This window comes from Shinella sp. R2-11 (assembly GCF_055330205.1).
This window is the reverse complement of the sequence record NZ_JBVAPC010000003.1, coordinates 87955-114553: the sequence shown is the minus strand read 5'-3', so window position 1 is coordinate 114553 and position 26599 is coordinate 87955. Positions and strand designations below refer to the sequence as shown.

Here is a 26599-nt window from a genome sequence, read left to right as displayed (position 1 = left end):
TGATCCTTGTTATGCAGCCGGGCCGCAAGACCCGGCCCCTCCCTTCGGCGATGGCGGCGCTCAGGCCGCCGTCTTGCCGTGCAGGTCCTGGAAGAGCTCATAGCCCTGCGCACCGGTCCGGCCCTCGTGCACGACGGCGGCGAGCGCGGCGAGCATCGCCACCGGATCGGTCGACTGGAAGACGTTGCGGCCCATGTCGACGCCGGCCGCGCCCTGGTCGATGGCGCGATAGGCCATTTCCAGCGCTTCCCGCTCCGGCAGCTTCTTGCCGCCGGCAATGACGATCGGAACCGGGCAGCCGAGGGTGATGCGCTCAAAGCCTTCGTCGACATAATAGGACTTGACGAACTGCGCGCCGATTTCCGCCGCGATACGGGTGGCGAGGCCGAAATATCGGGCGTCGCGAGCCATCGCCTTGCCGACGCCGGTGACGGCCATGGTGGGAATGCCGTAGCGCGTTCCGGTATCGATCAGCTTCACCACATTGGCGATCGACTTGTGCTCGTATTCCGCACCGATATAGACCTGCGCCGCCATGGCGGCCGCGCCGAGGCGGATGGCGTCGTCGATCTCCACGCTCACGAGCTCGTTTGAAAGCTCCGTCAGGATCGAATTGCCGGCCGAGCAGCGCAGCACGACGGGCTTGAGCGATTCCGGCGGGATCGAGCTGCGCAGGCCGCCGCGGGTGCACATCAGCACGTCGGCATGGGCGGCGAGCGGCGCGATGGTCAGGTCGAGCCTTTCGAGGCCGGTGGTCGGCCCCTGGAAGTAACCGTGGTCGAAGGCCAGCATCACGGTGCGGCCGGTATCGGGACGGAAGACCTGCGAAAGCCGCGCCTTCATGCCCCAGTCGTGATGCGCATTGCCCTTGAGGAAGAAGCGCGAGGTATCCGCCGGACGATCCCGTCCCCAGTCCTTGCCGTCCTTGATGTCGTCCAGATCTGCCATGTCATCCTCTCTTCTGCCGCCAGCCGGCGACGATCTGCCGACGCGCGCCATCGCTGGCCCGGAGCCTGAAGCTCCCCGCCGGAAACGCCGTCTTGCCTGTCGGTGACCTCCCACCGTCGAATGACCGATTCCTAGCAATCGATTTTATAAATATCAAGGATTTTGTTATTTCTATCGGAATTTATGTTGCATCGCCAAAAAACGGCAAATGCATGCGCCCCAGAAAACCACGCTTATAATCTGAGAGAACCCGCTAAATATGCTGATAATCCGTCATTTTTCCAGATTTCGCGTTTGCGCAAGAATTCGATGGACATGCCACGCGAATTCCCCAATAAAGGAAAAATGTTAAATTCAGAGCGGGACGACATGGACGATCATAACAATTCCGATCCCGAGGCCGCCTCTTCCAAGGCTGAGAGGAGGCGCACGAAAATCATCCAGACGCTGATGAGCGGCTCGTCGACCCAGATCCGGGACCTTGCCGAGTCCCTCGGCGTCAGCCTGATGACCATCCATCGCGACCTTTCCGTGCTCGAAAAGGAAGGGCTCGTGCGGCGCCTGCGGGGCTCGGTGTCCGCGGAGAAGTCGCTGCTGTTCGAGAGCAGCTACAATTATCGCGGGCGCAAGAACGTGGAAGACAAGCGGCGGCTGGCGCGCGCGGCGGTCGCCCGGCTGGAGCCCGGCAATGCCGTGATGATCGACGACAGCACCACCACCTACTATCTGAGCGAATTCCTGCTGGATGTCGCACCGCTGACCGTGGTGACCAATGCGGCGCCGATCCTGGAAAAGCTCCGCCACGCCCCCGAAATCGACCTGATCTCGACGGGCGGGCGCTATCATCCGGGCTATCACGGCTATTTCGGAGCCAATTGCGAAAAGGCGATCCGCTCCTACCATGTCGATGTGGCGATCCTGTCGACCACGACGATCCAAGGGCTTTCGCTCTATACACCCGACGAGATCGTGGTGCGCGCGAAGCAGGCGATGATGCAGGTGGCGCGCAAGCGCATCCTCCTCGCCGACGCCACGAAGTTCACCTTCAGTGCGCTGAACTATGTGGCGGAAATCACGGATTTCGACCTGGTGATCCTGACGGGCGACATACCGCCCGGCAAACTCGACCTCATCCGCGCCTCGAAGGTGAATGTCGAGATCGTCTAGGAGACGCAATCCGGCAGGTGGGACGATGGCGACAAGCGTATCGGATATCGTGTTGCGTTTATCACAAATCCCGTTTCGAGGCCTCCGGGCGCGCCACGCTTTCACGCATGGGCGCGCGCCGGTTCAGGTCGAGGCTGGCCTCACGCGGCCAGGAAGTCCGCCATCTCGACCTTGTAGAACGTCTTCGTCCGCGGGCCGGCGAGGATGGGGTCGATCCGGCGCACGCATTCCTGATAGTGTGGCGTCTTGCGGTGCTCGTCGAGTGCTTCGGGCGACTTGAAGACCTCGTAGATGACGAAGCTGTGCTCATCCTCGGGGTTGCGCAGCACATCGAAGCGCAGGTTGCCCGGCTCGAGCCGCGTGCCCTCGTAATTGATGCGGAAGGCCTCCAGAAATTCATCGGCGTGGCCCGGTTTGACATTGATGCTGACCATCTGGATGAGCATGTCGTAATCCCTGTTGTTGTATCGATGATGAAAGGTCAAAGGCCCGGCGCTTTCCACATGGCCGTGGTGACGCCCTCGTCGACGAGCTGGCGTTGCAGCGCATAGGCCCGCGCCCAGCGTTCGCCCGCCTCGTCGTAGATGGCCTTGTGCGCGAAATTCGGCTCGAAACGCCTGTCCCAGCGCACCCAGCCCTCGGCCGCCTCGACGAAATCGCGGCGAAGGCCGATGCCGATGGCGGCGGAGGCCGCGCAGCCGAGCGCCGTCGCTTCCTTGACGACGGGGGTGACGACCGGAAGGCCGGTCGCATCGGAGAGTATCTGCGACCAGTGGGCGGATTTCGATGCGCCGGCGGCGAAGACGATCTTGTCCGGCGTCTTGCCGGAGAGCTCGAAGATGGCCGAAAGGTTGCGGGCCGCGACGATGGCGGCGTTTTCCTGCAAGGCACGGAAGATCGCGGCCTTGCCGGATTTTTCCGGGTCAATGGACAGGTTCAGCAGCGACGGGGCGGCATGATACCAGTTGCCGTAATGCATGACGTCGGAGAAGACCGGGATGATGCCGTAGGCGCCGACGGGCACCCCCGCCGCCTTCTCTTCCAGCAGCCGGTAGGCATCGCCGCCCGGTCCGGCGGCAAGCACTTCCTCCGCGCCAAAACTGTCGCGGAACCAGCGCATGACAATGCCGACGAAGAAGCTGATCGCCTCGGCCTGGTTGAGACCGGTGACGACATGCGGGTTGATGCGCAGGTCCATCGACGGGTCGGAGACGGCGGGGCCGACATTGACCACCTGCTGCCAGAAGGTGCCGCCGAGCACCGCGCAGTCGCCCTCGTTGACGACGCCGATGGCCGCAGCCCCGCTCTGGCAATCACCGCCGCCCATGACGACGGGCGTGCCGACGGCAAGGCCGGTCTCGTCCGACGCCTTTTCGGTGACTCGGCCGATGACCGTGCCCGGCTCGACGCTTTCGGGGAAGATATCGCCGCGCATGCCTGCCTTCGCCATGGCCTCCGGCAGCCAGTCGCGTTTCGTCAAGCTGTAGAGGCCGGTGGTGCCGGCATTGGAGGGATCGCTGGCGATGACGCCGGAAAGGCGCGCCAGAACCCAGTCGGAAAGCATGCTGATCCTGTCGATGCGGGCGTAGACGTCCGGCAGGTTGCGCTTCAGCCAGAGAAGGCGCGGCAGGGCGCCGAGCGCGAAGGTCTGGCCGGTCTCGGCATAGAGGTCGCGTTCGAGGCCCGGAAAGTCGCGCTTCAGGTCGCGCACTTCGCTGACGGCGCGGCTGTCGACATTGGCGCAGGCCCAGATCTCCCGGCCGGCGCGGTCATAGGCGACGATGGCCTCGCGCATGCTGGTGGCGCTGACGGCGCGGATATCGGCGGCCGCGATGCCGGCCTCGGATATCGCCTGCCGGATGGCGCGCGACAGGAGCGACCAGTTGCCTTCGACGTCGAAATCCATGGAGCCGGGAAAGCGCGGATCGGCCTTGTGCCACCATTCGTGCTGGGCGCTGGCGATCTGGTTGCCGTTCTCGTCGAAGATGACGGCGCGGCCGCTGCCGGTGCCGGCGTCGACGGCCAGCAGGTATGAAGTCGTCATGGGTTCAGTCCTTGATCTCGATGAGGCCGGCGGCCGTCGTCTCGTCGGTGATGAGGATGCCGACGAATTTTCCGCGCAGCGCCGCGTGGATGGCCCCGACCTTGTGAATGCCGCCCGCCGCCGCCACGACCTTTTCGGCACGCGACAGCGCCGCGAGCTTCACGCCGATCACCCGGTCGTGCAGCGGCAGGTCGAGCGGTTCGCCGCGCTCGTTGTAGAACTGGCAGAGGATATCGCCGACCGCGCCCTTGCGGCGCAGCGGCTCCACCTCGTCGGGGCTGACATAGCCCGAGCGCACGACGGTGGAGGCGGCGGAAAGCTCGCCGATGCCGACGAGCTGGTAGCTGGCGTTGAGCGCCATGTCGAGGAGGTTGGCGACCGCCGGCTCCGAGGAAAGATTGCGCGCCACGTCCGGATCGCGCACGACGAGCGGCGCGGGCACCAGATGCACGCCGCTGCCCCAATTGGCCGTGCGCATGCCGTCGACATAGGTGCCGACGCCGCCGGTGAGGCTGACGAGGCCGATATTGCGCTCGTTGGCGAGATGGCCGAGCCGCTGGATGGTGTTGGAAACGGTGGCGCCCCAGCCGACCGCCAGAAGATCGTCCGTCTGCAAGCGCTGCATGAGGAACTGCGCTGCCGCCTGCCCGAGCCGGTCGCTCGGATCCTGGTCGGGAAGCTGCGGCACGACATAGGCCTCGAGCAGCCTGTAGCGTTCCTTGATCTGCCGCTCCAGCGCAAGGCAGCCCTGGTAGCGCGAATTGATGCGCACCTGGATGATGCCCGAGCGGCGGCCGCTTTCGAGCAGGCGCGAGACCTTGATGCGCGACATATTGAGCTTCTCGCCGATCTCGTTCTGCGTCAGCCCGTCGTTATAGTAGTACCAGGCGATGCGGGTGAGGATCTCCTCGTCCGTATCGGCGTAGCTCCATTCCCCGTTGTCCGACGCCATGCAAGCGGCTCCCTCGGTCTATTTCTGATCATTTGAATAACAAAAAAACTTTTGATACGTCAACGCATCCGCATGGCGAAAAATTCTTTGCGGCCGCAATCCGTTGATTTTCGCGGATAAATCATATTTTGCAGTGCAATATTCCGCTTTTGCGATGCCGTCCGGCGCTTTGAGCATATTGACGACCACCAATCACTATGATCACATGATTGGCATAGATTACATATGAACAGGTGCAGAATGACGGGTAGCCCGGCGGCCGGGAGGGTCGCGACGCTGACGGACATCTGGAAGTCCTACGGTGCCGTTCCGGTGCTGAAGGGCGTCTCGCTCGCCTTGCAGGCCGGGGAAGTGCACGCGCTTCTCGGCGGCAACGGCGCCGGCAAGTCGAGCCTCATGAAGATCATGTCGGGCGTCATCCCGGCCAATTCCGGCGAGATCGAGATCAACGGCCGGCCGCTTACCCATGCCTCGCCGGCCCATGCGCAGGACCTCGGCCTCTATCTGGTGCCGCAGGAAGCGCATATCCTGCCCAACCAGAGCGTCCTCGAAAACATCTGCCTCGGCCTTGCCGCCTCGCCCAAGGCCCTGCGCCCGCGCGTCGAGCAGCTCGTCGCCGAACTCTCCGTCTCGCTCGACCTCGACGCCCAGGCCGCCGCCCTCGAAATCGCCGAGCGGCAGATCGTCGAGATCCTGCGCGGCCTCGTGCGCGACGCCCGCGTGCTGATCCTTGACGAACCCACCTCCGCCCTCACCCCCTTCGAGACGAGCGCGCTCTTCCAGCGCGTGCGCAAATTGCAGGCGCAGGGCGTCGGCATCTTCTTCATCTCGCACAAGCTGCGCGAAATCCGCGAGATCTGCGGCACGATCAGCGTGCTGCGCGACGGCGTCATCGTGCTTTCCGGCCCGCTCGAAGCCTATAGCGACGCCGAGATCATCGACGCGATGAGCCGCGTGCAGATCACGGAGGCCTCGGGCAAGGATCGCACCGGCCGCAAGGTCGCGCAGATCGGCCAGCCGCGCCTCAGCGTGCGCGGCCTCAGCGGCGAGGGTTTTCGCAATATCAGCCTCGACGTCAGGGCCGGCGAGATCCTCGGCCTTGCCGGCGTGGTCGGCGCGGGGCGCACGGAATTCGCTGAAACGCTCTTCGGCCTCCGCCCCCAGACGGCGGGCAGCGTCGTCTTCGACGGGGCGGAGCTGAAGAAGCGCTCGCCGCGCATCTGCATCGACCACGGCCTCGTCTACCTGCCGGAAGACCGCCAGCAGCACGGCCTCTTCCTCGAAGCGCCGCTCTTCTGGAACGTCTCGTCCTATCTCGTGCATCGCCTGCCCTTCTTCCTGCGCCCCGGTGCGGAACGGAAGGCTTTCGATGAGTTCCGGTCCAGCATGGGCATCAAGTGCACCGGTCCCGGCCAGGAGGCGCGCGGCCTTTCGGGCGGCAACCAGCAGAAGGTGCTGCTGGCAAAATGCCTCTCGGCCCGGCCGAAGGTGCTCATCCTCGACGAGCCGACGCGCGGCGTCGACGTCGCCGCCCGCAACGACATCTACGACCTCATCCGCAAGCTCGCCGCAGAAGGCGTCGCCATCGTCCTCATCTCGTCGGACTTCGACGAGATCGAACAGCTCGCCGACCGAGTCGAGGTCATGGCCTTCGGCCAGTCCGGCGGGGAACTGACGGACGACATCTCGGTCGACGCCATCGCCCGCCTTGCCTTCGGCGCCTCGGAGGCCCGCCATGCTTGACCTCTTCGCGCGCAATCGCGTCGCAACGCTCATCGCCGTTCTCGTCGTCGCCTATGCCGCCATCGGCGCGGCCGCGCCCGGCTATCTCTCCGGCGCGACGGCCTCGGTCGTCGTCTCCAACAGCCTCGTGCTGATGCTCATCTCGCTCGGCACGATGATCGTCATCCTGACGCGCAACATCGACGTTTCCAGCGGCTCGGTGCTCGGCCTCAGCGCCGCCGTGCTGGGCCTCTCGCTCAATGCCGGCCTCGGCCTGCCGCTCGCCATCGCCTTCTGCCTGATGACGGGGGCAGCGGCCGGCGCCTTCAACGGGCTGATGGTCGCCTATCTCGGCATCCCCTCCATCGTCGCCACGCTCGGCACGCTCGGCCTCTATCGCGGCATCATGCTCGTTCTGACCGGCGGACGCTGGATCGAGGACCTGCCGCAGGGCCTGAAGGCGCTCGCCGGCAACCTCGGCCCCGGCTTCTCCGCGCTCACTGTCGTCGTGCTCGTTCTCGTCGTGCTTGCATGGCTCGTGCTGCGCAAGACGCGCTTCGGCCGCTATTTCTACGCCGTCGGCGACAACCGCGCCGCCGCACACCATCTCGGCGTGCCGGTCAGGCGCGTGCAGTTCACCGCCTTCGTCGCGACGGGCATCTGCGCCGCGCTCGCCGGCCTCGTCTTCGCCGCGCAGATCGGCTTCATCCCCAACCAGGCCGGCAACGGCATCGAGCTGAAGGCCATCGCCGTCAACGTGCTCGGCGGGGTGAGCCTGCTCGGCGGCACCGGCTCGGTCGCGGGCGTCTTTTCCGCCGTCATCTTCATCACCTCCATCGACAGCGCGCTGGTCTTCCTGAAGATACCCGCCTACTGGAACGACTTCATCGCCGGCGCGATCCTGCTCTCGGTGCTGCTGCTCGACGGGCGCATCCGCCAGATCATCGACCGCCGCATCCGCGCCCGCCGCTATGCCGTGCACGAGCGCGGCCCCGCCCAATCCGCTGAAACGACGACGGCGCGCAGCGTGGAGGCCGGCCGATGAAGAAGCTCATCTTCCGCTGGGAGACCGCCCTCCTTGCCATGCTCGTCGCCGAGCTTGCCATCTTCGGCCTCGTCAATCCGCGCTTCCTCAATGTCGCGAACCTGATCTACGGCACCTCGGACTTCGTGCAGATCGGCATTGTCGCCCTGCCGCTGACCCTCGTCATCATCGCCGACGGCATCGACGTCTCCTTCGCCTCGGTGATCGGCCTTGCCGCCATCGTCTTCGGCGTCGCCACCTTCTACGGCGTGCCGCTGCCGCTTTCGATCGCGCTGGCGCTCGTCTCCGGCGCGCTCTGCGGCCTTCTCAACGCCACCGTCATCCACCTGTCGAAGATCCAGCCGCTCGTCGTCACGCTCGGCAGCCTCTATCTCTTCCAGGGCACCGCAACCGTCGCCTCCGGTCTCGTCGGCGCGGGCGGCTACGAGGGCATCGGTAATTTCCCGGACGCCTTCAACGCCTTCGGCTATGCGGAAGTCCTCGGCCTGCCGGCCCCGCTCGCGCTGTTCCTCGCGCTCGCCCTCGTGCTGGTCGTGCTCCTGCACTTCACGCGCTTCGGCCGCGCCGTCTTCCTCTCCGGCCAGTCGGAAAGCGCGGCGCGCTTCGCCGGCATCCCGGTCGGCCGCGTGCAGACGATCACCTATGTCATCACCGGCGTCTCGGCCGCCATCGCCGGCCTCGTCATGTCGGCCTATTTCGGCTCCGCCCGCGTCGACCTCGGCTCGGCGACGCTGCTGCCGGCCGTCACCGCGGCCGTGCTCGGCGGCGCCTCCATCTATGGCGGGCAAGGGTCCATCCTTGGCACCCTGATCGCCACCTTCGTCATCGGTTACCTGCAGCAGGGCCTGCAGGCGGCCGGCGTCCCCAGCCAGATTTCCAGCGCACTTTCGGGAGGGTTGCTGGTTATCGCGGTCGCATTGCGCCACGGAAGCGCAATGCTGGCCGATTTCATCGCCGTCGCCCGGCAAAGAAGACAGACCCGGGCGGCAGTCACTTCAGGAGGAGAATGAGAATGATCAAGAACATCATGAAATCCGGCGCCGTCGCCGCGGCGCTTCTTGCCGGCACCATGCTCGCCTCGGGCGCGGCCCATGCCGAAAACCAGATCGCCTTCATCCCCAAGCTGGTGGGCGTCGGCTTCTTCACCTCCGGCGGTGCCGGCGCGACGAAGGCCGGCGAGGAGCTCGGCGTCAAGGTCACCTATGACGGCCCGACGGAGCCCAGCGTTTCCGGCCAGGTGCAGTTCATCAACAACTTCGTCAACCAGGGCTACAATGCGCTGATCGTCTCCTCCGTCTCGCCGGACGGCCTGTGCCCGGCGCTGAAGCGCGCGATGGATCGCGGCGTGCTCGTCATGACCTGGGACAGCGACGTCAACCCGGATTGCCGCAGCTACTACATCAACCAGGGCACGCCCGAACAACTCGGCGGCCTCCTGGTCGACATGGCAGCCGAAGGCGTGACGAAGGAAAAGGCCAAGGTCGCCTTCTTCTATTCCAGCCCGACCGTGACCGACCAGAACGCCTGGGCGGAAGCCGCCAAGGCGAAGATCGCCAAGGAGCATCCGGGCTGGGAGATCGTCACCACGCAGTACGGCTACAACGACGCGCAGAAGTCGCTGCAGACGGCCGAAAGCATCCTCCAGACCTATCCGGACCTCGACGCTATCATCGCGCCCGACGCCAACGCCCTGCCGGCCGCCGCGCAGGCAGCGGAAAACCTGAAGCGCGCCGAGGGCGTCACCATCGTCGGCTTCTCCACGCCGAACGTCATGCGCCCCTATATCGAGCGCGGCACGATCCAGCGCTTCGGCCTGTGGGACGTCACGCAGCAGGGCAAGATCTCGGTCTATGTCGCCGATCACGTCCTGAAGAACGGCCCGATGAAGGTCGGCGACAAGCTGGAGATCCCCGGCGTCGGCACGGTCGAGGTCTCAGCCAACAAGGTGCAGGGCTACGATTACGAGGCCGACGGCAACGGCATCATCCTGCTGCCGGAGCGCACCGTCTTCACCAAGGACAACATCGCCAACTTCGACTTCTGACAACATATGGACGGCGGGCGGCTCCGGCTGCCCGCCGCACTCATTTCAAGGACAGGACAATCCGCATGAAAAGCCGCTGGAACGACGAGGACGCAGCCCGTTACGTGGAGGCCGCGCGCGGGGCCGGACAGAGCGAAGCCCTCGGCCTTCGCATCTATACCTCCCGCATCATCGGCGGCGACCCGGACCTCGTGCTGCACGGCGGCGGAAACACCTCCGTCAAGGTGATCTCGGCCGACGGCGAAGCCCTCATGCACATCAAGGGCAGCGGCTGGGACCTCGACACGATCGAGGCGCCGGGCCTGCCTGCCGTCCGTCTCGCCCCGCTGCTCGAAGCCCGCAACGGCCCGAAGCTCTCCGATCCGGACATGGTCGCCCTGCTGCGCGCCAGCCTCATCGAGGCGGACGCGCCGAACCCGTCCGTCGAAGCCCTGCTGCACGCCTTCCTGCCCTTCGCCTTCGTCGACCACACCCATGCGACGGCGATCCTGGCGCTCGCCGACCAGCCCGACATGCGCGAGACCATCAGCCGCGTCTACGGCGAGCGCCTTGCCTATGTGCCCTATGTCATGCCCGGCTTCGACCTTTCCATCGTCGCCGACCGCATCTACCGCGACCATCCGGGCTGCGAAGGCCTCTGGCTGGAGAACCACGGCCTCTTCACCTTCGCCGACGATGCCCGCGCCTCCTACGAGCTGATGATCGAATTCGTCACCATGGCGGAAGACGAGCTGGCGCGTAAGGGCGTCACGCTCTCCGGCCCGCAGCCGAGCGACGGCGAGGAGGACGCGGCGCTGACGGCGCGGCTGGAAGCCGCGCTTGCCCGCGACGGCTCGCCCTTCGCCAGGGGCGTCTTCCTCGACTACCGCTCCACCGCCGCGATCCGCGAACATGCCGGCAATGAAAACGTCGAGGCGATCGGCCTGCGCGGCACCGTCACGCCGGATCACGTCATCCGCATCAAGCCCTGGCCGATGATCATCGAGGCCAATGCGGACGAGGCCGCGATCGACGTTGCGCTTGCAGCCTATGCCGATCGCTACCGCGCCTACTTCAAACGCAACGCCGCCCGCACCAATGAGCCGAAGCAGATGCTGGACGTCTATCCGCGCCTCGTTCTGGTCCGCGGCAAGGGCATCTATGCCCTCGGCGCCAACGCGAAGGCCGCCAGGATCGGCGGCGACCTCTGCGAGCAGGCGACCCGCGCCATCAACGCCGCCGAAGCCTATGGCCGCTTCACGCCCATCGGCGAGGCGGACCTGTTCGACATGGAATACTGGTCACTGGAACAGGCAAAGCTGAAGGTCGCCGCTCAATAGCGTCTTCCGTCAGGCCCGGCTGGACGGGGTGACGATCGAGCTGCCCAGCAAGCGGATTTCCGCTTCGAGAAATGCCGGAACCTCGGGATCGGGCGGCGGTGCGGTGCCGTTGTGGAACGCATTGACTATCCCGGCGAGGCAGGCGTGCAGTTGCGCTGCGCCTTCCTTGCCGAACAGTTCTTCCGCAAGTGCGGTATTTTCCCCTGTCGCCGATGCGGCCTCGATCCGCCAGGCGGCGGCGAGCAGGCGGTAGGCGAGGCGCTGGGTGGCGACGACGGCGGGCCAGAGCGGTTCCGCCGTGGCCCGGCTTTCCGCACCGCTTCCGGCCGCCGCATCGTAGCTTTGCAGCAGCAGGATTATGTGATGCTGCAGGTTGCGCCGGGCGCCGCGCACGCCCGCCGTATCGGCATCGCCCGTCGCAAGATGCTGGGCGACCAGATCGATCGCCCCCCAGGTCCGGAACAGTTCCTGCGAAATCGCCCGTTTCGTTCCCCGTTTCGCCAGAAGCAGGAACGCCGCGACACCGATCGCGCAGCCGAGAAAGGTATCTTCCGCGCGGACCCAGACCTGATGGGGAATGTCGGCCACCGGATGACCGCCGGAGGCGATGGTGAGGGCAATCGCCGTGATGAAGACGACCGCGAGCCCGTAATTGCGCAGCACCAGCAATTCGATGATGAACTGGAGGAGGGCAATCGTGGCCGCGAACCACAGCCCTTCGGGGTGAAGATACAGGACGACGCCGGCGAGGACCGTGCCGATCAGGGTGCCGCCAACCCGCTGGATGCCGCGTTGCAGCATCGTCGCCCGGTCGAGGCCCTGGTAGAGCATCAGCACGGCGGCGGCGGTGATCCAGTAGGCATGCTCGATATTCGTCAACCAGCCGAAGAGCCCGCTCACCGCCGAAGCCACCGCCACCCGCAGGCCGATCTCGAATGCCTGCGCGCCCGGCCTTGCGCCTTCCTTCAGGAGCTGCCAGCCGCTGACGCGGCCGAGCGGGATATGGCCGGGATTGGTGACGTCCACCGGCATCGCCCCCTGCCGGGCGATTGCCTGCACGCGCTCGACATTCGCCTGCGGGATCGGTTCGCCCGCCCCCACCGCATTGATCGCCTCGGCGAAGATCATGTGCAGTTCCCGGCCCTCGGCGCGCAGCCGCGACAAGGTTCCGTTCGGGCGAGGCTGCACGGGCTGCTGGCTGACCAGCACCGTCCATGCGAGATGCAGCGCAATGGCCGCCTGATGCCGGGCCGTGTCCCCGCCCGGGGTCGTCGCCGCGATGAGAAAATCGCCGACCGCGCGGGCCGCCGCCTTCAGGGCCAGAACCTCGGGCCCGCGCGGCGCAAGGATCGCCCCTGCCATATGCAGAACCCAGGCGAAAGCCCCGCCGGCAAGGACGAGCGTGCCCACATGCCACCAGGACAGGTGCTCCGCCCCCATCGCCGTGCCGGCCGCGACCGCAAGCGTGAAGAGATAGGCCCCCGGCGGGGAGACCTTCAGCGCGCTGCACAGGAAGGCGGCGGCGGTCGCGAGCAACGTCACCACCGGAACGGTCAGCCACTCGGTGCCGCCCGCCACCACGCCGATCATCACGGCAAGCGCGAAGGATACCGCGATCGCGCCAAGATGAAAGGCGCGGTTCAGGAACGGCCGGTCATTGCCGTAGACGGCGGTGAAGCCGCCGATCGTCGCCATCAGTCCCGCCGGCAGGTCCCCCGCCGCCCAGCCGATCGCCGCGGGCACGCCCATGGCAAGGGCTGCGCGGAGTGCAAACGGCCAGCGCCGGGCACCCGGCTTGTTCAGGGCGAACAGCGAGCGCAGCTGGAGCGCGCGCGCCGCTGGCGATGGAAGATCGGGTTTTGCAATCGGATCGGGCATGAGGATTCCGGCGGGTTCGGCAGGCCGAAACTAGTTCGCCTCTTCCGGATTAACAATCGCATGGATCAGGTTTTCCGGAAGGAGGCGGCATTGCTACCTGCGGCCTGTTGGCGGTGATACGGCGCGCGTCAGGAGCGTGGCAGGCGCATATCGGCCACGAATGCCTCCTTCTGCCAAGGGCCCGTTTCCGTGCGAACCGCTCAGGGATGGTGGAGCACCGTCATCCCGCCATCGACCGTCAGGCAGGTGGCATTCATGAACGGGCATTCGTCCGAGATCATGAAGAGCGCCGCCTTGGCGATTTCCTCCGGCGTCGCGATGCGCCCGCCGGGATGGAGCTTCAGGGTCTCCGCCTCGGCTGCCGCGGGATCGGGGAAGCTGTTCCAGTAGTCCACGACCTTCTGCGTGCGCACATAGCCCGGCGCCAGCGCGTTCACGCGCACGCCCTGCCCGGCATATTCGAGGCCGAGGGCCTTGGTCATGCCGAGCAGGGCATGCTTGGCAACCGGATAGGGGAAGCTGTGGGGAACGATGGTGAAGGCATGGGTGGAGGCGATGTTGAGGATGACGCCGCCGCCTTCCTCGATCAGGCCCGGCAGCACCGCGCGGCTGCAATTCCAGGCGCCCTTGAGATTGATGTCGAAGCAGCGCTGCCAGTCGGCATCGGAAAGCTTCAACGGTTCGAAGAAGACATTGACACCGGCATTGTTGACGAGCGCGTTCGGCCGGCCGATCTCCAGCATTGCGGCTGTCACGGCACTCTCGATGGCCGCTGCATCCGTGATATCGGCAGCCGCATGGCCGATCCGCCCGCCGGCCGCGCGCAGGCGCTCCGTCTCAGCGGAAAGCAGGTCGCCGTCGCGGTCGATCAGGAAGAGGCTCGCCCCTTCCGCAAGAAAGGCCTCGGCCATGGCGAGGCCGATGCCTTGCGCCGCCCCTGTGACGACGATCCGCTTGCCTTCGAGACGTCCTGCCATGTCGGTTCTCCTCAGCGGCCGTTCGACGACGGATGATTGCGGACGGCGATCGCGATGTCGCGCGCGGCGATGTCGAGCATGCGGCGCGAGCATTCGCGGGCGGCTTGCCTGTCGCGAAGGCGCAGCGCCTCGACGAGCTGCCTGTGGATTTCCACCGCCTCGCCGCGCGCATCCGCCGCCTCGTTGGACGCATGCAGGGAGAATTCCAGCGCCGCCCGGATGATGCTGGCGAGCTGCATGAAGACCTGGTTGTGGCTCGCCTTCAAAAGCCCCGCATGAAAGGCGACGTCGGCCTTGGTGAAGGCTTCGAGGTCCCCCTCCGCATCGCGCATCTCCTCCCAGGCACGCTCGATCTCGGCGACCTCCTGCAGCGTCGCCCGCTCGGCGGCGAATTCCGCGGCGAAGGGCTCGATGGCGCGGCGCGCATCCAGCACGCAGTTGAGGAGGTCGAGTTCGAAGATGCGCGGACCGATCCATTCCAGCACCTGCTGGTCGAGGATGTTCCACTCCTCCTTCGGGCAGACGACGGTGCCGACGCGCGAGCGCCCGCGCACAAGCCCCTTGGATTCGAGGCTCTTCAGCGATTCCCGGATCACCGTGCGGCTGACGCCGTAGCGCAGGCACAGCTCGTTCTCCGTCGGCAGGAAGGCGCCGACCGGGAAGACATCGGCGCAGATATCTGTCGCGATCGTCCGCGTCACGTTCTTCTGCACCCGGGGCCGGCGCACGCTCCCCTCGCCTTCGGACATATCCGGGCGCTCACTCTGTTGCTGCACGACCATTCTCCATCCCACTCAGCCTGCGATGCATAACCGGTTTCAGCCGCGCTGGCGACGGCCGGTTTCGCGTCGATCCGACATCACTATCATACATCGATATTCAATTCATCATACAAAGACAATTGACGGATATGATGAAAAACCCTACACCAAGGGCACTGCAGACGCAGTTGTTTTGGGAGAGAGACAATGGGCTTTATCAAGGCAGCCATCCTGGCTGGCACCGTCGCCGTATTCGCAGCAACCTCCGCCTTCGCCGCCGACGTCAAGATCGGCTTCATCGTGAAGCAGCCGGAAGAGCCGTGGTTCCAGGACGAGTGGAAGTTCGCCGACGTCGCCGCCAGGGAGAAGGGCTTCACGCTCGTCAAGATCGGCGCGGAAGATGGCGAGAAGGTTCAGTCGGCCATCGACAATCTCGGCGCGCAGGGCGCCCAAGGCTTCATCATCTGCACGCCGGACGTCAAGCTCGGCCCCGGTATCGTCGCCAAGGCCGCCGCCAACGATCTCAAGCTGATGACCGTCGACGACCGCCTCGTCAATGCCGATGGCAGCCCGATCGAGGACGTGCCGCATATGGGCATTTCCGCCACCAAGATCGGCGAGGCCGTCGGCCAGACGATCGTCGACGAAATCAAGAAGCGCGGCTGGGACATGAAGGATGTCGGCGCGATCCGCGTCTCCTACGACCAGCTCCCGACGGCGGTCGATCGTGTCGAAGGCGCACTCTCCGTGCTGAAGGCCGCCGGCTTCCCGGAAGCCAACATCTTCGACGCGCCCCAGGCCAAGACCGATACGGAAGCCGCCCTCAATGCCGCGACCGTCGTTCTCAACAAGAATGCCGGCATCAAGCACTGGGTCGCCGTCGGCCTCAATGACGAAGCCGTCCTCGGCGCGGTGCGCGCCACCGAAAGCGTCGGCATTGCCGCCGACAGCATGATCGGCGTCGGCATCGGCGGGGCGGATTCGGCGATCAACGAGTTCAAGAAGCCCGCAGCCACCGGCTTCTTCGGCACCGTTATCATCTCGCCGAAGCGCCACGGCTACGAGACCGCGCTCAACATGTATGACTGGGTCGCCAACGGCAAGGAGCCGGAAAAGCTGATCCTGACCGCCGGCCAGGTCGCGCTGCGCGACAATTACGAAACGGTTCGCAAGGACCTCGGCATCGAATAATCATCCTCTGAGGACGAGCTCAGCCCGGCGGCATAGCCGCCGGGCCTCTTTCGGGGTGCTGACATGACGGACTTTCTCGAATTCAGGGCGATATCCAAGGGATATCCCGGCGTGCAGGCGCTCGCCGACGTTTCCTTCTGCGTGAAGAAGGGCGCCGTGCATGGCCTGATGGGCGAAAACGGCGCAGGCAAATCCACCCTCATCCGCGTGCTCTCCGGCGACCAGTCCGCCGATGCCGGCGAGATCCTCATCGACGGCAAGACGCAGCATTACCGCTCCGTGCGGGATGCCTTCGAGGCCGGTGTCATCGTCATCCACCAGGAACTCCAGCTCGTGCCCGAACTGACGGTCGCCGAAAACCTCTGGCTCGGCCGCTTTCCCGGCAGGGCCGGCGTCATCGACCGCACGCGCCTCGTCGGCGTGGTCAAGGAGAAGCTTGCGGAGATCGGCATCGACATCGATCCCGCCGCCAAGGTCGCCTCGCTCTCGATCGGCGAGCGCCAGATGGTGGAGATCGCCAAGGCCGTGATGGCCGATGCGCGCGTCATCGCGCTGGACGAGCCCACCTCCTCGCTCTCCTCGCGCGAAAGCGAAATCCTCTTTGCGCTGATCGACCGCCTGCGCGCGCAGGGCAAGGTCATCCTCTACGTCTCGCACCGCCTCGATGAGATTTTTCGCCTGTGCGACAGCCTCACGGTGCTGCGCGACGGCAAGCTTGCCGCCCATCATCCCGCGATTACCGAGATCACGCGCGAGCAGATCATCGCCGAAATGGTCGGGCGCGAGATTTCCAACATCTGGGGTTTTCGCCCGCGCGAGCGGGGTGCCGTGCGGCTGGAGGTCAAGGACCTTGCCGGCCGCAAGCTGCGCAACCCGATCGGTTTCTCCGTGCGCCAGGGCGAGATCCTCGGCTTCTTCGGCCTGATCGGCGCCGGGCGCAGCGAGATGGCGCGCCTCGTCTACGGCGCGGACAGCCGCCTGCAAGGCACCGTCAGCGTCGATGGAAGAACGGTCATACCCGACAGTCCGCCACACGCCATCCGTGCCGGCATCGTGCTCTGCCCGGAGGACCGCAAGTTCGACGGCATCGTGCAGGGCCGCAACATCGAGGAGAACATGGCGATCTCCTCGCGCCGCCATTTCTCCCCCTTCGGCATTCTCCAGCCGAAGAAGGAGGCGGAACTGGCCGAGCGCTTCATCGCCAGGCTGCGCGTGCGCACGCCCTCGCGCAAGCAGGACATCGTCAATCTCTCCGGCGGCAACCAGCAGAAGGTCATTCTCGGCCGCTGGCTTTCCGAACAGGGCGTGAAGGTCCTCATCATCGACGAGCCGACGCGCGGCATCGATGTCGGCGCCAAGTCGGAAATCTACGAAATCCTCTACGAGCTTGCCGGCCAGGGCATGGCGATCGTCGTCATATCGAGCGAATTGCCCGAGGTGATGGGCATCACCGACCGCATCATGGTCATGTGCCAGGGCCGGGTGGCCGCCGATATCGAGCGCGCCGATTTCGACGAGCGCCGCATCCTCGCCGCCGCTCTTCCCGATGTGGCCAATGCCAGCGAACTTCCAACACAGCAGGTCCAGTCGCGATGACGTCCTTGAAAAAACTCCTCCTCGGCGAGCAGGGCCTCGTCGTCATCTTCGCCGTCGCCTTCGCCATCGTGGCGCTCACGGTTCCGAACTTCCTGACCGAGCGCAACATGCTCGGCCTGCTGCAATCGGTGGTCACCATCGGCATCGTCGCCTGCACGATGATGTTCTGCCTCGCCTCGCGCGATTTCGATCTGTCGGTCGGCTCCACCGTCGCCTTTTCCGGCATGATCGCCGTCATGGCCTCCAATGCCTCGGGCTCGATCGTCATCGGCCTCATCGCCGCGCTTCTGTGCGGCGGGGCGGTCGGCCTCATCAACGGCGTGGTCATCGCCCGCTTCCGCATCAACGCGCTCATCACGACGCTCGCCACCATGCAGATCGTGCGCGGCTTCGCGCTGATCGCCTCGGACGGCCGCGCCGTCGGCATCAACGATCCCGGATTCTACCAGCTTGCCCTGTCGAAATTCCTCGGCATCCCGACGCCGATCTGGGTCATGGCCGTCTTCTTCATCGTCTTCGGCTTCGTGCTGAACCGCACGGTCTTCGGCAAGAACACGCTGGCGATCGGCGGCAATCCCGAGGCCTCGCGCCTTGCCGGCGTCAATGTCTCCAACATGCGCATCTGGATCTTCGCGCTGCAGGGCTTCGTCTGCGCGGTGGCCGGCGTGCTGCTCGCCTCGCGCATCACCTCGGGCCAGCCGAATGCCGCCACGGGCCTCGAACTCTCGGTCATCTCGGCCTGCGTGCTCGGCGGCGTCTCGCTTGCCGGCGGCCGGGCGGCCATGACGGGCGTCATCGTCGGCGTGCTCATCATGGGCATTGCGGAGAACGTCATGAATCTCCTCAACATCCAGGCATTCTACCAATATGTCGTGCGCGGCCTCATCCTGCTGCTCGCCGTGCTGCTCGACAACCTCCGCTCGGCAGCCGCCGGCCGGCGGACCTGATGCGCCTTGCCGATCTCGCAAAGGCCGCGTCTCCGACACCGGACCGCGGCCTTTACGCTTTCATCATGCGGGATGGATCGTGATGCGCATGGAGACGCCGAGGCTTTCGCCCGGTTCCAGCACCTTGAGCCCATGGTCCTGCGGCTCACCGGGCAGGTTGAAGGCGTCCACGGGATGCGTCACCGGCTCGAAGCAGACGAAGTCCGCATCCGCGGCGGGCGAGAAGACGACATAGCGGTTCAGCGCCCCGCTCGCCTCGATATCCGCCGCAAGCCCTCTTCCCGGCCAGACGATCCGCGCCTTGCCGTCCCAACCGTCGAACCAGTTGTTGATCCATCGGACAGGAAGAAGCCGGGGTTGGTTGAAATCCATGTCCGGATGTTTGGCGACGGGCTCGCGGCCCTTCGGAAGATGATCGGCCTGCTCCAGCCAGACATCCGTGGCGGGGGCGGCGAGCGTCGTATCCGCATCGCGCACGAACCAGGGATGGAAACCAAGGCCATAAGGCAGCCGGATGGCGGCGCGGTTGGTGACGTCGAGCGTCATGACGAGCCCGGCACCGTCGAGGCGATACGTCACCGCCGCGTCGAAACGGAATGGCCCCGGCCCTTCCGCCGACAGCGCAAGGCTCATGAAATCCGCCCCTTCCGACGCGACATGCCACGCGGCCGAAAAGCCGCCGCCGTGGAGCGGATAGGCCTCGCTCTCCATGTTGCGGGGCAATGCATGGAAGACACCGTCGAACGAGAAGCCGCCGCCGGAAACGCGCCCGGAAAAAGGCACGAGCAGGATATTGGACAGGGCGAAGGGATGCGCCGTCCCGGGATCGACCGTCCGGAAGATCGGCTGCCAGCCTTCACCATGCCGCACGTCGAACGCCGTCAGCCCGGCGCCGAGATCGGGCCGCACGGTGATGCGCGCCCTGCCGTTGGAAAGCGAAACCGCCATCACCAGCCGCCGTCGACAGCGATGTTCTGGCCGGAGATCATGTCGGATGCCGGCGAGACGAGGAAATGCACCAGTTCCGCCACGTCCTCCGGCTGGATGCGTGCCTTCAGCGACTGGTTCTCTAGGATCCAGTCGTTATAGGCCTGCAGCCGGTCGGCGAAGACGCGCGCCTCCGCCTCCGACACCACCGCGCCGGGCGAGACCGCATTGACGCGCACGCCATGCGGCCCGAGCTCGCGCGCCAGCGACTTCGTCAGCCCCAGCATCGCGCCCTTGGAAGCGACATAGGGGACATAGCCGTCCCAGCGGCCGTTCAGCGTGACCGAGCAGAAATTGACGATCTTGCCATAGCCCTTTTCCTTCATGGCCGGCGCCACGGCGCGGGCCAGCGCGAAGGCGGCGGAGGAATTGACGCGGACCTGGTCCTCGTATTCCTCCAGCGAGAATTCCTCGAAGGGCTTGTTGATGATCAGCGCGGCATTGTTGATGAGAATATCGATGCCGCCATGCTCGCGAGAGAGCGCGGACACGCGCCTTTCCGCGGAGGCAAGGTCGTTCAGGTCCTCGCCGACATAGAGGGCCCTGCCCGCATTCGCGCGGGCCACCTCGGCGGCAAAGTCTTCGCCGCCGCCGGCGCCCGGACGGTCGAGCAGCAGCAGGCTCGCCCCGGCGCGGGCCAGCCGGTCTGCCTGGGCGCGGCCGAGCGTGCCGAGCGCGCCGGTGAGAAGGACGGTCTTTCCTGTCAGCTCTGTCATGGTCTCCTCACAGAAGCGCGTGGACCTCGTCGATGGAGGTTTCGGAAGTGGGCTTGTCGAACACGATCTCGCCGCGGGCCATGGCCACGATCCGGTCGCAGGACTGGAAGACATGCTGCATGTTGTGCGAGATGAAGATGCCGGTCAGCCCCTGTGCCTTCAGGCCCCGCACGAAGCCGATGACCTTGTCGGTCTCCTTGACGGAGAGATGGTTGGTCGGCTCGTCGAGGATCAGCACCTTCGACTTGAAATGCATGGCGCGGGCGATGGCGACGCCCTGCCGCTGGCCGCCGGAAAGCTCGCCGACAAGTGCATCCGGCGAGCGCAGGTGCAGGTCGACATCGGCGATGGCCTGCACGCTTTCGGCGCGCATGCGTTTCTGGTCCATGAGGCCGACACCGAAGAGCGACCATTTCATCGGCTCGCGGCCGATGAAGAGATTGCGGGCGATCGACATGGTGGGCACCATGGAATTGTACTGGTAGATCGTCTCCAGCCCATGGCGCATCGCGTCCTTGGGGCTGCGCAGGTCGACCTTCCTGCCTTCGATCAGCACCTCGCCGGAATCCTGATGGTGGACGCCGGAGAGGATCTTGATGAGCGTCGACTTGCCCGCCCCGTTGTCGCCCACCAGCCCGACGGTCTCGCCGGGATGGATGGTGAGGTTGACGTTCTTCAGCGCGTGCACGCCGCTATACCATTTCTGCAGGTTGCGGCATTCGATGACCGGTGTCGTCACTTGTGCGCCTCCACCTTGATCTTGCGGGAAATCTTGCCCATCCAGGCATTGGCGATGACGGCGAACATGGTGAGCACGCCGATGGCGAACTTGAACCAGTTGGCATCGACGCGCGACAGGACGAGGCCGTTGTCGATGGTGCGGATCAGCAGCGTGCCGATGATCGCGCCGAAGACCGTGCCGATGCCGCCCGCCAGCGCCGTGCCGCCGATGACGGCGGCGGCGACCGCCTGCAATTCCAGCCCCTCGCCGATGGAGGGAAGCGGCGAGCCGAGGCGCAGCACCTGCAGAAGGCCGGCGAAGCCCGCCAGCACCGAGCAGAGCATGAAGCAGACGATCTTGACACGCTTGACGGGGATGCCCATCGAGGCAGCCGCCTCGTTGAAGCCGCCGGTCGCGCGGATCCAGTTGCCGAAATTGGTGAGCGACAGCATGGCCGCGGCCAGTGCCGCGATGCCGACGAACCAGAGGAAGGACATGCGGAACAGCGCGCCCTGCCAGATATAGTCCGTGAACAGCCAGGTCGGCAGGTCGGCCGGCAGCAGCGGCGGGAAGCCGCCGGAGATGACAATGGTCAGCGACCGTGCGATGAACAGCATGCCGAGCGTGGTGATGAAGCTCGGAATGGCGAATTGCAGCGTGACATAGCCGTTGATGAAGCCGATCACCGCGCAGACCAGAAGCCCCAGCAGCACCGCGCCCGTGAATGGCACGCCGGCATTCAGCATCACGGCCATCGACATCGGCATCAGCGCGAAGACCGAGCCGACCGACAGGTCGAACTCGCCGCAGATCATCAGGATCGTCACGCCGATGGCGACGAGCGCCATTTCCGGCAGCAGGCCCATGACGCCGCGCACGTTCTCGAAGGAGAGCAGGACGCCGTTCGACTTCACCTGGAAGACGACCAGGAGAACGATCAGCAGGGCGAGGCCGGCAAGCTCCGGCTTGTCGAGATAGATTTTCAGAAACCGCTTCATGGACCGCCACTTGTGGTTCGGCGTCTTGCCTTTCGGGGCAAGACGCCGGTTGCGTGTCGGGCGCGCCGGATCAGCGCAGGCCCTGCTTTGCCATTTCGAGAATGGTCGGAACGTCCTTCGGCGTGACGATGCCCTGCCCGGTATCGATGTCCGAGGGCGTCAGGCCGGCCGTCTTCCAGAGATAGGCCTGCATGACGGGCATGAAGCCCTGCATGTAGGGCTGCTGGTCGACCTGCACCTGCACATAGCCGGCTTCCATCTGCTGGAGCACTTCCGGCACGAGGTCGAAGCCGCCGAGCAGGACCTTGCCCGGCTCGATGCCCCGGTCCTTCAGCACCTTGGCAACGCCCGCGTGCCAGTAGCCCGTGTCGAAATAGGCCGTCGTGTCGGGATTGGCGTTGAGATAGGCGCCGATGCGGTCGGCCGTGAGGGCAAGGTCCGTCGCCGAATCGATGCGCGTGATGGTGATCTGGCGGTCGGCGTGCTCGGCCTTGTATTCCTCGAGGAACTTCATGACGCCGCCGGCCCGCTGCTCGGACCATGTCTGGCCCGGCGCATTGACGCCGACGAGAAGGTTGAGCGGCCCGTCCTTCGGGAAATTCTCGGACTGCGCCTTGGCGAGCGAATAGCCGGCCGCGGTGAAGCCCTGGCCGATGAAGGCCTTGCGGGCGTTGCCCTTGGCGCCTTCGCTGTCGTCGACATTGACGGCGAGCACGAGGATGCCGGCGTCGACCGCTTCCTTGATCACGTTGTCATAGGCATTGTTGTCGACGATGGCGACGAAGATCGCATCCGGCTTTGAGGCGATGGCCGCCTGGAGGTTGGCCACGGCCTGCTCGACCGAGCCCTCCGTCTGCGTGAGGATCAGCTGGCACGAGGCGCCGACCTTCTCGCAGGCATCGTCATAGCCCTTCTTCACCGACTGCCAGAACGTATTGGACGCGGACGAATGGCTGATGAAGGCGATGTTGAGCCCCTCGGCGCTGGCGCCGGACGCCATGAATGCCAGCCCGAGGGCTGTTCCTGTTACCAGTTTCCGGATCATGATGCATACCTCCCGTTGAACATCGATCGTGGTTGTCCGGCGCTCCTTCACGCCGTCATGGAACTCCCTGCCCGGCGCCCTGCGGCCCCGGGCAATCATCAGAAAATCGCGCCCGTCCGGACACCCGGGGGCCCTACCCTTCGAGTGCCGACATGCGGCGCGAGACGTCAAACTTCCGGTCGAGGTCCGACGCGAGATCGACGCCATGTCCGGCCCCCGGCGGAATGGTGATCATGCCGTTCCTCACGGTCGGCAATTGCGTCGTCAGCTCGGCGTACCAGGTCTTGTAGTAGGCGCGCACGCTCTCCTGCACGAGCGCGTTCGGCGCATTGAGCGAAAGATGCGTCGATGCGGCCAGCACGACCGGCCCCGTGCAATCGTGCGGCGCGACCGGCAGGTGCCAAGCCTCGGCCATGGTGGCGATCTTCTTCGCCTCCGAAATGCCGCCGCACCAGGAAAGGTCGAGCATGACCACGCCCGCGGCGTCCGTCTCCATCAGGTCGCGGAAGGCCCAGCGGGTGGCGAGCGTCTCCGAGGCGCAGAGCGGCGCACGGCTCGCCGCCGCATAGCGCTTCAGGCTGGAGAGCGAATCCATCTTGATCGGGTCCTCGTGCCAGAAGGTGGCATAGGGCTCCAGTGCCCGCGCGATCTGGATGGCGGGCGTCAGCTGCCACATGGAATGGAACTCGACCATAATGTCCATCCGGTCGCCGACGCGCTTGCGGATCTTCTCGAAGGGTTCCAGCGCCTTGCGCAGGTCCGGGCCGGAAATATACTGCCCCGCGCTCTTCTCCGCGGCGATATCGAAGGGCCAGATCTTCATGGCCGTGATCCCCTCCGACAGCAGGTCCTCGGCAAGGTCGTCCGCCCGCTCCAGGAAGCCGTTGAGGTCGTCATAGTCGCGCTGCGGGCCGCCTATGCCGTAATTGGCGGTCTGCTGGCCCTTGGCCTCGCGCATGTATGTGTTGCCGGCGCAGGTGTTGTAGGTGCGGATCTCCCGCCGCGAAAAGCCGCCGAGGAGCTGCGCGATCGGCAGGCCGGTCACCTTGCCGAAGAGATCCCAGAGCCCGATGTCCACGGCGGAATTGCCCCGCATCTCCGCCCCCGTCGACCGGAAGCCGAGATAGCCCGTCAGATCCTTGGAAATCTTGTCGATCTCAAGCGGATCGCGGCCGAGAAGCTTCGGCGCGACCACCTCATGGATGTAGGCTTCCACCGTCACGGCCATGAAGAAGGTCTCGCCGAGCCCGACCAGCCCCTCGTCCGTGTGGATGCGGACCCAGAGAATGTTGGGAAAGGCTTGGGCGCGGACCGTTTCGAACGCGGTGATCTTCATGTTCAATACACTCCCGCCGCCAGCAGCGCCTTCACCGTCAGATCGAAGTGTTCCACCATCGCCTGCTCGCCCAGCGTCGGGTCTCCGCTGGCGATGGCCTGCGCGATCGTCATGTGGCCGTCGACGCTTTCCTGCCGCGTCTCGTTGCTGGCCCGGCTCGCCCAGCCGATGGGCCAGGTCTGCCGCGTGACCACATGGAAGGAGCCGACGATCAGGGCGAACATGGGATTGCGCGAGGCGGTCGCGATCGCCTCGTGAAACGCGATGTCGTGCTCCATCACCTTCTGCGGATCCTGAAAGTCGCGCTGCATCGCTTCGGCGAGCGCGATGATCCCGGCCGCCTCCTTGTCGGTGCGGCGCATGGCGGCGAGCACGACGGTGCGGCGCTCGATCGTCCGGCGCACGTCGAATATCTGCTGGATCGTCACCTGGTCGGTGTAGACGGCGTGATCGGTGACCAGCGCCAGGACATCGGCCCTTGGCGCCGCGACCCGCGGCCGGCGGCCATTACCGATATCGATCAGCGTCAGCGCGGCAAGGGAGCGATAGGCCTCCCGCACGATGCTGCGGGAAACGCCGAGCTTTTCCGAGAAAGCCCCCTCGCTCGGCAGCCAGTCGCCGACCTGCAACCCGTTCTCGCGGATATGGGTCTTCACGGCATTGACGACGCTGCCGAGCAATCCATCGGCTTCCGCACGAATGCGGGGTGGCGTACCGTCCGGCGCGATCTCTATCAAGCTACCCTCCAACCTATCATATAGGTATAGCATGACCTTTAATTAGACTCCGGCCGGAAACGTGTCAATTCGAAAATCGGCGCCGCGTGAGGACCAGCCACAGCGGGGAGCCGGACGCGGGGTGCCGTGCGGATCGAGCGCCATGTCCCGACCCCTCAGTAGTCGATGACGCGGTCGTCGTTGGGATCGGCCCAGCGCGTGTTCGGTACGACGGAGAACCAGCCGTCGCGCGAAGGATCGCGGTCGTAGGGATAGCCGCCCAGCGTCTTGTAGAGGTCGGCATATTTGCCGAGCTTGTCGCGGTCGATCTCCACGCCGAGGCCCGGCGCGGTCGGCACCTTGATCGCGCCGTTCTCGTAGCGCATCGGCCCGCCGACGATGATGTCGTCGACAAGCTGGTGGTAATGCGCATCGGCATGGAAGACGAGGTTCGGCAAGACGGCGCCGAGATGCAGCATGGTGGCGAGCTGGATGCCGAGTTCGCCGGAGGAATGCACGGCGATGCCGAGCTGGAAGGTCTCGCAGACACCGGCCGCCTTCACGCAGGGCCGGATGCCGCCCCAGAAGGTCGTGTCAAGCAGGATGACATCGACCGCCGGGTTGAGGATGTTCGCGGCAAGCTGCTCGAAATTGACGACCACGGTGTTCGTGGCCAGCGGCATGCCGGTGTTCTCTCGCACGCGGCGCATGCCGTTGAGGCCCCAGGTCGGGTCCTCGTAATAGTCGTTGTTGAGATCCTCGATACCCTTGGCGAAACGGATCGCCTCCTCGACGGAGAAGGCGGCGTTGGGGTCGTAGCGCACGCTGTCAGGCCCCAGCGCCTTCGCCCAGGCGCGATAGACCTCCAGCTCGTAGTCCGGCGGGAAGACGCCGCTTTTCAGCTTGTGCGAGGTGAAGCCGCATTTCTCCTTCAGCTCCAGCGTCTGCGCGATGAGCTGGTCGGCCGTGCGCGTTTCGCCGAGGCCCGTGTCCTTGTTGGGCAGGCGGAAGAACATGTAGCTGGCGAAGGGCACCGTCTCGCGCATCCTGCCGCCGAGCAGGTCGCAAACCGGCACGCCGAGGAACTTGCCCATGATGTCGAGACACGCGAATTCGATCGCAGCATGCATCTGCGTTCGGTTGTTGTAGAGGCTGGCCGTCGGATTGCAGATCATGAAGCGGAGGTTTTCCAGCTCGAAGGGATCATGCCCGACGAGGTAGGTTTTCAGCGCCCGGAAGGCGGCTTCGGCGCTCTCCCCGCCGCCCCCCATCTCGCCGAGGCCGACGATGCCCACATCGGTCTCCACCTCGACGATGGTGCGCACGAAACGTCCCCAGTGGGCCCCGTTGGAATGGCGCAGCGGCGCCTCCAGCGGAACGGTGACGGTCGTGGCACGGATATCGGTAATTCTGGGTCGCTTCATGGGAGGCTCCAATGGAACTGTCTGTCGAAAAAGCCGGGACATCTGGCGTCCCGTCTCTGGCCGGA

General features: G+C 65.5%; 24 protein-coding genes. 9 read left to right on the top strand and 15 right to left on the bottom strand.

The annotated features are described in order from the left end of the window. Positions 1-60: 60 nt before the first annotated feature. Complete coding sequence (gene lsrF, locus ACZ1A1_RS09025) at positions 61-948, bottom strand: 3-hydroxy-5-phosphonooxypentane-2,4-dione thiolase (RefSeq protein ID WP_119254921.1); 888 nt, start codon at positions 946-948, stop codon at positions 61-63. A gap of 369 nt (positions 949-1317) precedes the next feature. Between lsrF and ACZ1A1_RS09020 the strand changes: the two genes are divergently transcribed. Beyond that, on the top strand, positions 1318-2115 hold the full coding sequence (locus ACZ1A1_RS09020) for a DeoR/GlpR family DNA-binding transcription regulator (protein ID WP_313194239.1): 798 nt from the start codon (positions 1318-1320) through the stop codon (positions 2113-2115). 140 nt (positions 2116-2255) lie between these two features. Here the strand turns inward: ACZ1A1_RS09020 and ACZ1A1_RS09015 are convergent, their stop codons facing one another. The 3 genes from ACZ1A1_RS09015 to ACZ1A1_RS09005 are packed head-to-tail and all read right to left on the bottom strand — an operon-like array spanning position 2256 to position 5111. After that, positions 2256-2561 (bottom strand): antibiotic biosynthesis monooxygenase, encoded by a 306-nt coding sequence (locus ACZ1A1_RS09015; protein ID WP_424548160.1) that lies wholly within the window; start codon positions 2559-2561, stop codon positions 2256-2258. A 35-nt stretch (positions 2562-2596) separates the two neighbouring features. Beyond that, positions 2597-4159 (bottom strand): autoinducer-2 kinase, encoded by a 1563-nt coding sequence (lsrK, locus tag ACZ1A1_RS09010; RefSeq protein WP_463619632.1) that lies wholly within the window; start codon positions 4157-4159, stop codon positions 2597-2599. Between the two features lie 4 nt (positions 4160-4163). After that, on the bottom strand, positions 4164-5111 hold the full coding sequence (locus ACZ1A1_RS09005; RefSeq protein ID WP_463619631.1) for a sugar-binding transcriptional regulator: 948 nt from the start codon (positions 5109-5111) through the stop codon (positions 4164-4166). Between the two features lie 240 nt (positions 5112-5351). Between ACZ1A1_RS09005 and lsrA the strand changes: the two genes are divergently transcribed. The 5 genes from lsrA to ACZ1A1_RS08980 all read left to right on the top strand — a co-directional run bounded on the left by lsrA (position 5352) and on the right by ACZ1A1_RS08980 (position 11241). Next, complete coding sequence (lsrA, locus tag ACZ1A1_RS09000; RefSeq protein ID WP_463619630.1) at positions 5352-6854, top strand: autoinducer 2 ABC transporter ATP-binding protein LsrA; 1503 nt, start codon at positions 5352-5354, stop codon at positions 6852-6854. Continuing rightward, on the top strand, positions 6847-7878 hold the full coding sequence (locus ACZ1A1_RS08995) for an ABC transporter permease subunit (RefSeq protein ID WP_463619629.1): 1032 nt from the start codon (positions 6847-6849) through the stop codon (positions 7876-7878). The genes lsrA and ACZ1A1_RS08995 overlap by 8 nt, the downstream gene beginning before the upstream one ends. After that, on the top strand, positions 7875-8888 hold the full coding sequence (locus tag ACZ1A1_RS08990) for an ABC transporter permease subunit (protein WP_463619628.1): 1014 nt from the start codon (positions 7875-7877) through the stop codon (positions 8886-8888). The genes ACZ1A1_RS08995 and ACZ1A1_RS08990 overlap by 4 nt, the downstream gene beginning before the upstream one ends. Before the next feature lie 2 nt (positions 8889-8890). Continuing rightward, positions 8891-9922, top strand: coding sequence for an autoinducer 2 ABC transporter substrate-binding protein LsrB (lsrB, locus tag ACZ1A1_RS08985; protein ID WP_337182647.1), 1032 nt, complete (start codon positions 8891-8893; stop codon positions 9920-9922). 65 nt (positions 9923-9987) lie between these two features. Then, complete coding sequence (locus tag ACZ1A1_RS08980; protein ID WP_463619627.1) at positions 9988-11241, top strand: class II aldolase/adducin family protein; 1254 nt, start codon at positions 9988-9990, stop codon at positions 11239-11241. 9 nt (positions 11242-11250) lie between these two features. Here ACZ1A1_RS08980 and ACZ1A1_RS08975 read toward each other — a convergent pair whose 3' ends face one another. From ACZ1A1_RS08975 to ACZ1A1_RS08965, 3 genes are all read right to left on the bottom strand, one after another. Further along, positions 11251-13119: an FUSC family protein gene (locus ACZ1A1_RS08975; protein WP_463619626.1), complete on the bottom strand. Its 1869-nt coding sequence runs from the start codon at positions 13117-13119 to the stop codon at positions 11251-11253. A 200-nt stretch (positions 13120-13319) separates the two neighbouring features. Further along, on the bottom strand, positions 13320-14096 hold the full coding sequence (locus ACZ1A1_RS08970; protein WP_463619625.1) for an SDR family oxidoreductase: 777 nt from the start codon (positions 14094-14096) through the stop codon (positions 13320-13322). 11 nt (positions 14097-14107) lie between these two features. After that, positions 14108-14845, bottom strand: coding sequence for a FadR/GntR family transcriptional regulator (locus tag ACZ1A1_RS08965; RefSeq protein WP_409530022.1), 738 nt, complete (start codon positions 14843-14845; stop codon positions 14108-14110). 219 nt (positions 14846-15064) lie between these two features. Between ACZ1A1_RS08965 and ACZ1A1_RS08960 the strand changes: the two genes are divergently transcribed. The 3 genes from ACZ1A1_RS08960 (at position 15065) to araH (ending at position 18591) form a co-directional block, all read left to right on the top strand. Further along, the gene (locus ACZ1A1_RS08960) at positions 15065-16048 is read left to right on the top strand and encodes an arabinose ABC transporter substrate-binding protein (protein WP_460927208.1); all 984 of its coding nucleotides are present in this window, start codon (positions 15065-15067) and stop codon (positions 16046-16048) included. 63 nt (positions 16049-16111) lie between these two features. Continuing rightward, on the top strand, positions 16112-17644 hold the full coding sequence (araG, locus tag ACZ1A1_RS08955; RefSeq protein ID WP_463619624.1) for an L-arabinose ABC transporter ATP-binding protein AraG: 1533 nt from the start codon (positions 16112-16114) through the stop codon (positions 17642-17644). Further along, positions 17641-18591, top strand: a complete 951-nt coding sequence (gene araH / locus ACZ1A1_RS08950; RefSeq protein WP_463619623.1) for an L-arabinose ABC transporter permease AraH — start codon at positions 17641-17643, stop codon at positions 18589-18591. The genes araG and araH overlap by 4 nt, the downstream gene beginning before the upstream one ends. 63 nt (positions 18592-18654) lie before the next feature. Here the strand turns inward: araH and ACZ1A1_RS08945 are convergent, their stop codons facing one another. The 8 genes from ACZ1A1_RS08945 to ACZ1A1_RS08910 form a co-directional block, all read right to left on the bottom strand. Beyond that, on the bottom strand, positions 18655-19542 hold the full coding sequence (locus ACZ1A1_RS08945; RefSeq protein WP_463619622.1) for an aldose 1-epimerase: 888 nt from the start codon (positions 19540-19542) through the stop codon (positions 18655-18657). Then, positions 19539-20294 carry an SDR family oxidoreductase gene (locus tag ACZ1A1_RS08940; protein WP_463619621.1) on the bottom strand — a complete coding sequence of 252 codons (756 nt, stop codon included), beginning with the start codon at positions 20292-20294 and terminating at the stop codon, positions 19539-19541. Before ACZ1A1_RS08940 ends, ACZ1A1_RS08945 begins: the two co-directional genes overlap by 4 nt. A gap of 7 nt (positions 20295-20301) precedes the next feature. Further along, entirely contained in the window at positions 20302-21033 is a 732-nt protein-coding gene (locus ACZ1A1_RS08935; RefSeq protein ID WP_463619620.1) for an ATP-binding cassette domain-containing protein, read from the bottom strand. Next, entirely contained in the window at positions 21030-22013 is a 984-nt protein-coding gene (locus tag ACZ1A1_RS08930; protein ID WP_313194221.1) for an ABC transporter permease, read from the bottom strand. Before ACZ1A1_RS08930 ends, ACZ1A1_RS08935 begins: the two co-directional genes overlap by 4 nt. A gap of 70 nt (positions 22014-22083) precedes the next feature. Next, positions 22084-23058 (bottom strand): sugar ABC transporter substrate-binding protein, encoded by a 975-nt coding sequence (locus ACZ1A1_RS08925; protein WP_313194220.1) that lies wholly within the window; start codon positions 23056-23058, stop codon positions 22084-22086. A gap of 133 nt (positions 23059-23191) precedes the next feature. After that, positions 23192-24394, bottom strand: a complete 1203-nt coding sequence (locus ACZ1A1_RS08920; protein WP_463619619.1) for a mandelate racemase/muconate lactonizing enzyme family protein — start codon at positions 24392-24394, stop codon at positions 23192-23194. A 2-nt stretch (positions 24395-24396) separates the two neighbouring features. Then, positions 24397-25131 carry a FadR/GntR family transcriptional regulator gene (locus tag ACZ1A1_RS08915; protein ID WP_463619618.1) on the bottom strand — a complete coding sequence of 245 codons (735 nt, stop codon included), beginning with the start codon at positions 25129-25131 and terminating at the stop codon, positions 24397-24399. 155 nt (positions 25132-25286) lie between these two features. Further along, positions 25287-26534 (bottom strand): enolase C-terminal domain-like protein, encoded by a 1248-nt coding sequence (locus ACZ1A1_RS08910; RefSeq protein WP_463619617.1) that lies wholly within the window; start codon positions 26532-26534, stop codon positions 25287-25289. Between the last annotated feature and the right edge of the window lie 65 nt (positions 26535-26599).

What these genes read in the sequence shown, in the direction of transcription:
- ACZ1A1_RS08975 (WP_463619626.1), bottom strand. Translation starts at nt 13,119, where the DNA reads ATGCCCGATCCGATTGCAAAACCCGATCTTCCATCGCCAGCGGCGCGC.
- araG (WP_463619624.1), top strand. Translation starts at nt 16,112, where the DNA reads ATGACGGACTTTCTCGAATTCAGGGCGATATCCAAGGGATATCCCGGC.
- ACZ1A1_RS08940 (WP_463619621.1), bottom strand. Translation starts at nt 20,294, where the DNA reads ATGACAGAGCTGACAGGAAAGACCGTCCTTCTCACCGGCGCGCTCGGC.
- ACZ1A1_RS08925 (WP_313194220.1), bottom strand. Translation starts at nt 23,058, where the DNA reads ATGATCCGGAAACTGGTAACAGGAACAGCCCTCGGGCTGGCATTCATG.
- ACZ1A1_RS08980 (WP_463619627.1), top strand. Translation starts at nt 9,988, where the DNA reads ATGAAAAGCCGCTGGAACGACGAGGACGCAGCCCGTTACGTGGAGGCC.
- ACZ1A1_RS08970 (WP_463619625.1), bottom strand. Translation starts at nt 14,096, where the DNA reads ATGGCAGGACGTCTCGAAGGCAAGCGGATCGTCGTCACAGGGGCGGCG.
- ACZ1A1_RS08920 (WP_463619619.1), bottom strand. Translation starts at nt 24,394, where the DNA reads ATGAAGATCACCGCGTTCGAAACGGTCCGCGCCCAAGCCTTTCCCAAC.
- ACZ1A1_RS08965 (WP_409530022.1), bottom strand. Translation starts at nt 14,845, where the DNA reads ATGTCCGAAGGCGAGGGGAGCGTGCGCCGGCCCCGGGTGCAGAAGAAC.
- ACZ1A1_RS08960 (WP_460927208.1), top strand. Translation starts at nt 15,065, where the DNA reads ATGGGCTTTATCAAGGCAGCCATCCTGGCTGGCACCGTCGCCGTATTC.
- ACZ1A1_RS09015 (WP_424548160.1), bottom strand. Translation starts at nt 2,561, where the DNA reads ATGCTCATCCAGATGGTCAGCATCAATGTCAAACCGGGCCACGCCGAT.
- lsrK (WP_463619632.1), bottom strand. Translation starts at nt 4,159, where the DNA reads ATGACGACTTCATACCTGCTGGCCGTCGACGCCGGCACCGGCAGCGGC.
- ACZ1A1_RS08990 (WP_463619628.1), top strand. Translation starts at nt 7,875, where the DNA reads ATGAAGAAGCTCATCTTCCGCTGGGAGACCGCCCTCCTTGCCATGCTC.
- ACZ1A1_RS08910 (WP_463619617.1), bottom strand. Translation starts at nt 26,534, where the DNA reads ATGAAGCGACCCAGAATTACCGATATCCGTGCCACGACCGTCACCGTT.
- ACZ1A1_RS09005 (WP_463619631.1), bottom strand. Translation starts at nt 5,111, where the DNA reads ATGGCGTCGGACAACGGGGAATGGAGCTACGCCGATACGGACGAGGAG.
- lsrA (WP_463619630.1), top strand. Translation starts at nt 5,352, where the DNA reads ATGACGGGTAGCCCGGCGGCCGGGAGGGTCGCGACGCTGACGGACATC.
- ACZ1A1_RS08930 (WP_313194221.1), bottom strand. Translation starts at nt 22,013, where the DNA reads ATGAAGCGGTTTCTGAAAATCTATCTCGACAAGCCGGAGCTTGCCGGC.
- araH (WP_463619623.1), top strand. Translation starts at nt 17,641, where the DNA reads ATGACGTCCTTGAAAAAACTCCTCCTCGGCGAGCAGGGCCTCGTCGTC.
- ACZ1A1_RS08995 (WP_463619629.1), top strand. Translation starts at nt 6,847, where the DNA reads ATGCTTGACCTCTTCGCGCGCAATCGCGTCGCAACGCTCATCGCCGTT.
- lsrB (WP_337182647.1), top strand. Translation starts at nt 8,891, where the DNA reads ATGATCAAGAACATCATGAAATCCGGCGCCGTCGCCGCGGCGCTTCTT.
- lsrF (WP_119254921.1), bottom strand. Translation starts at nt 948, where the DNA reads ATGGCAGATCTGGACGACATCAAGGACGGCAAGGACTGGGGACGGGAT.
- ACZ1A1_RS09020 (WP_313194239.1), top strand. Translation starts at nt 1,318, where the DNA reads ATGGACGATCATAACAATTCCGATCCCGAGGCCGCCTCTTCCAAGGCT.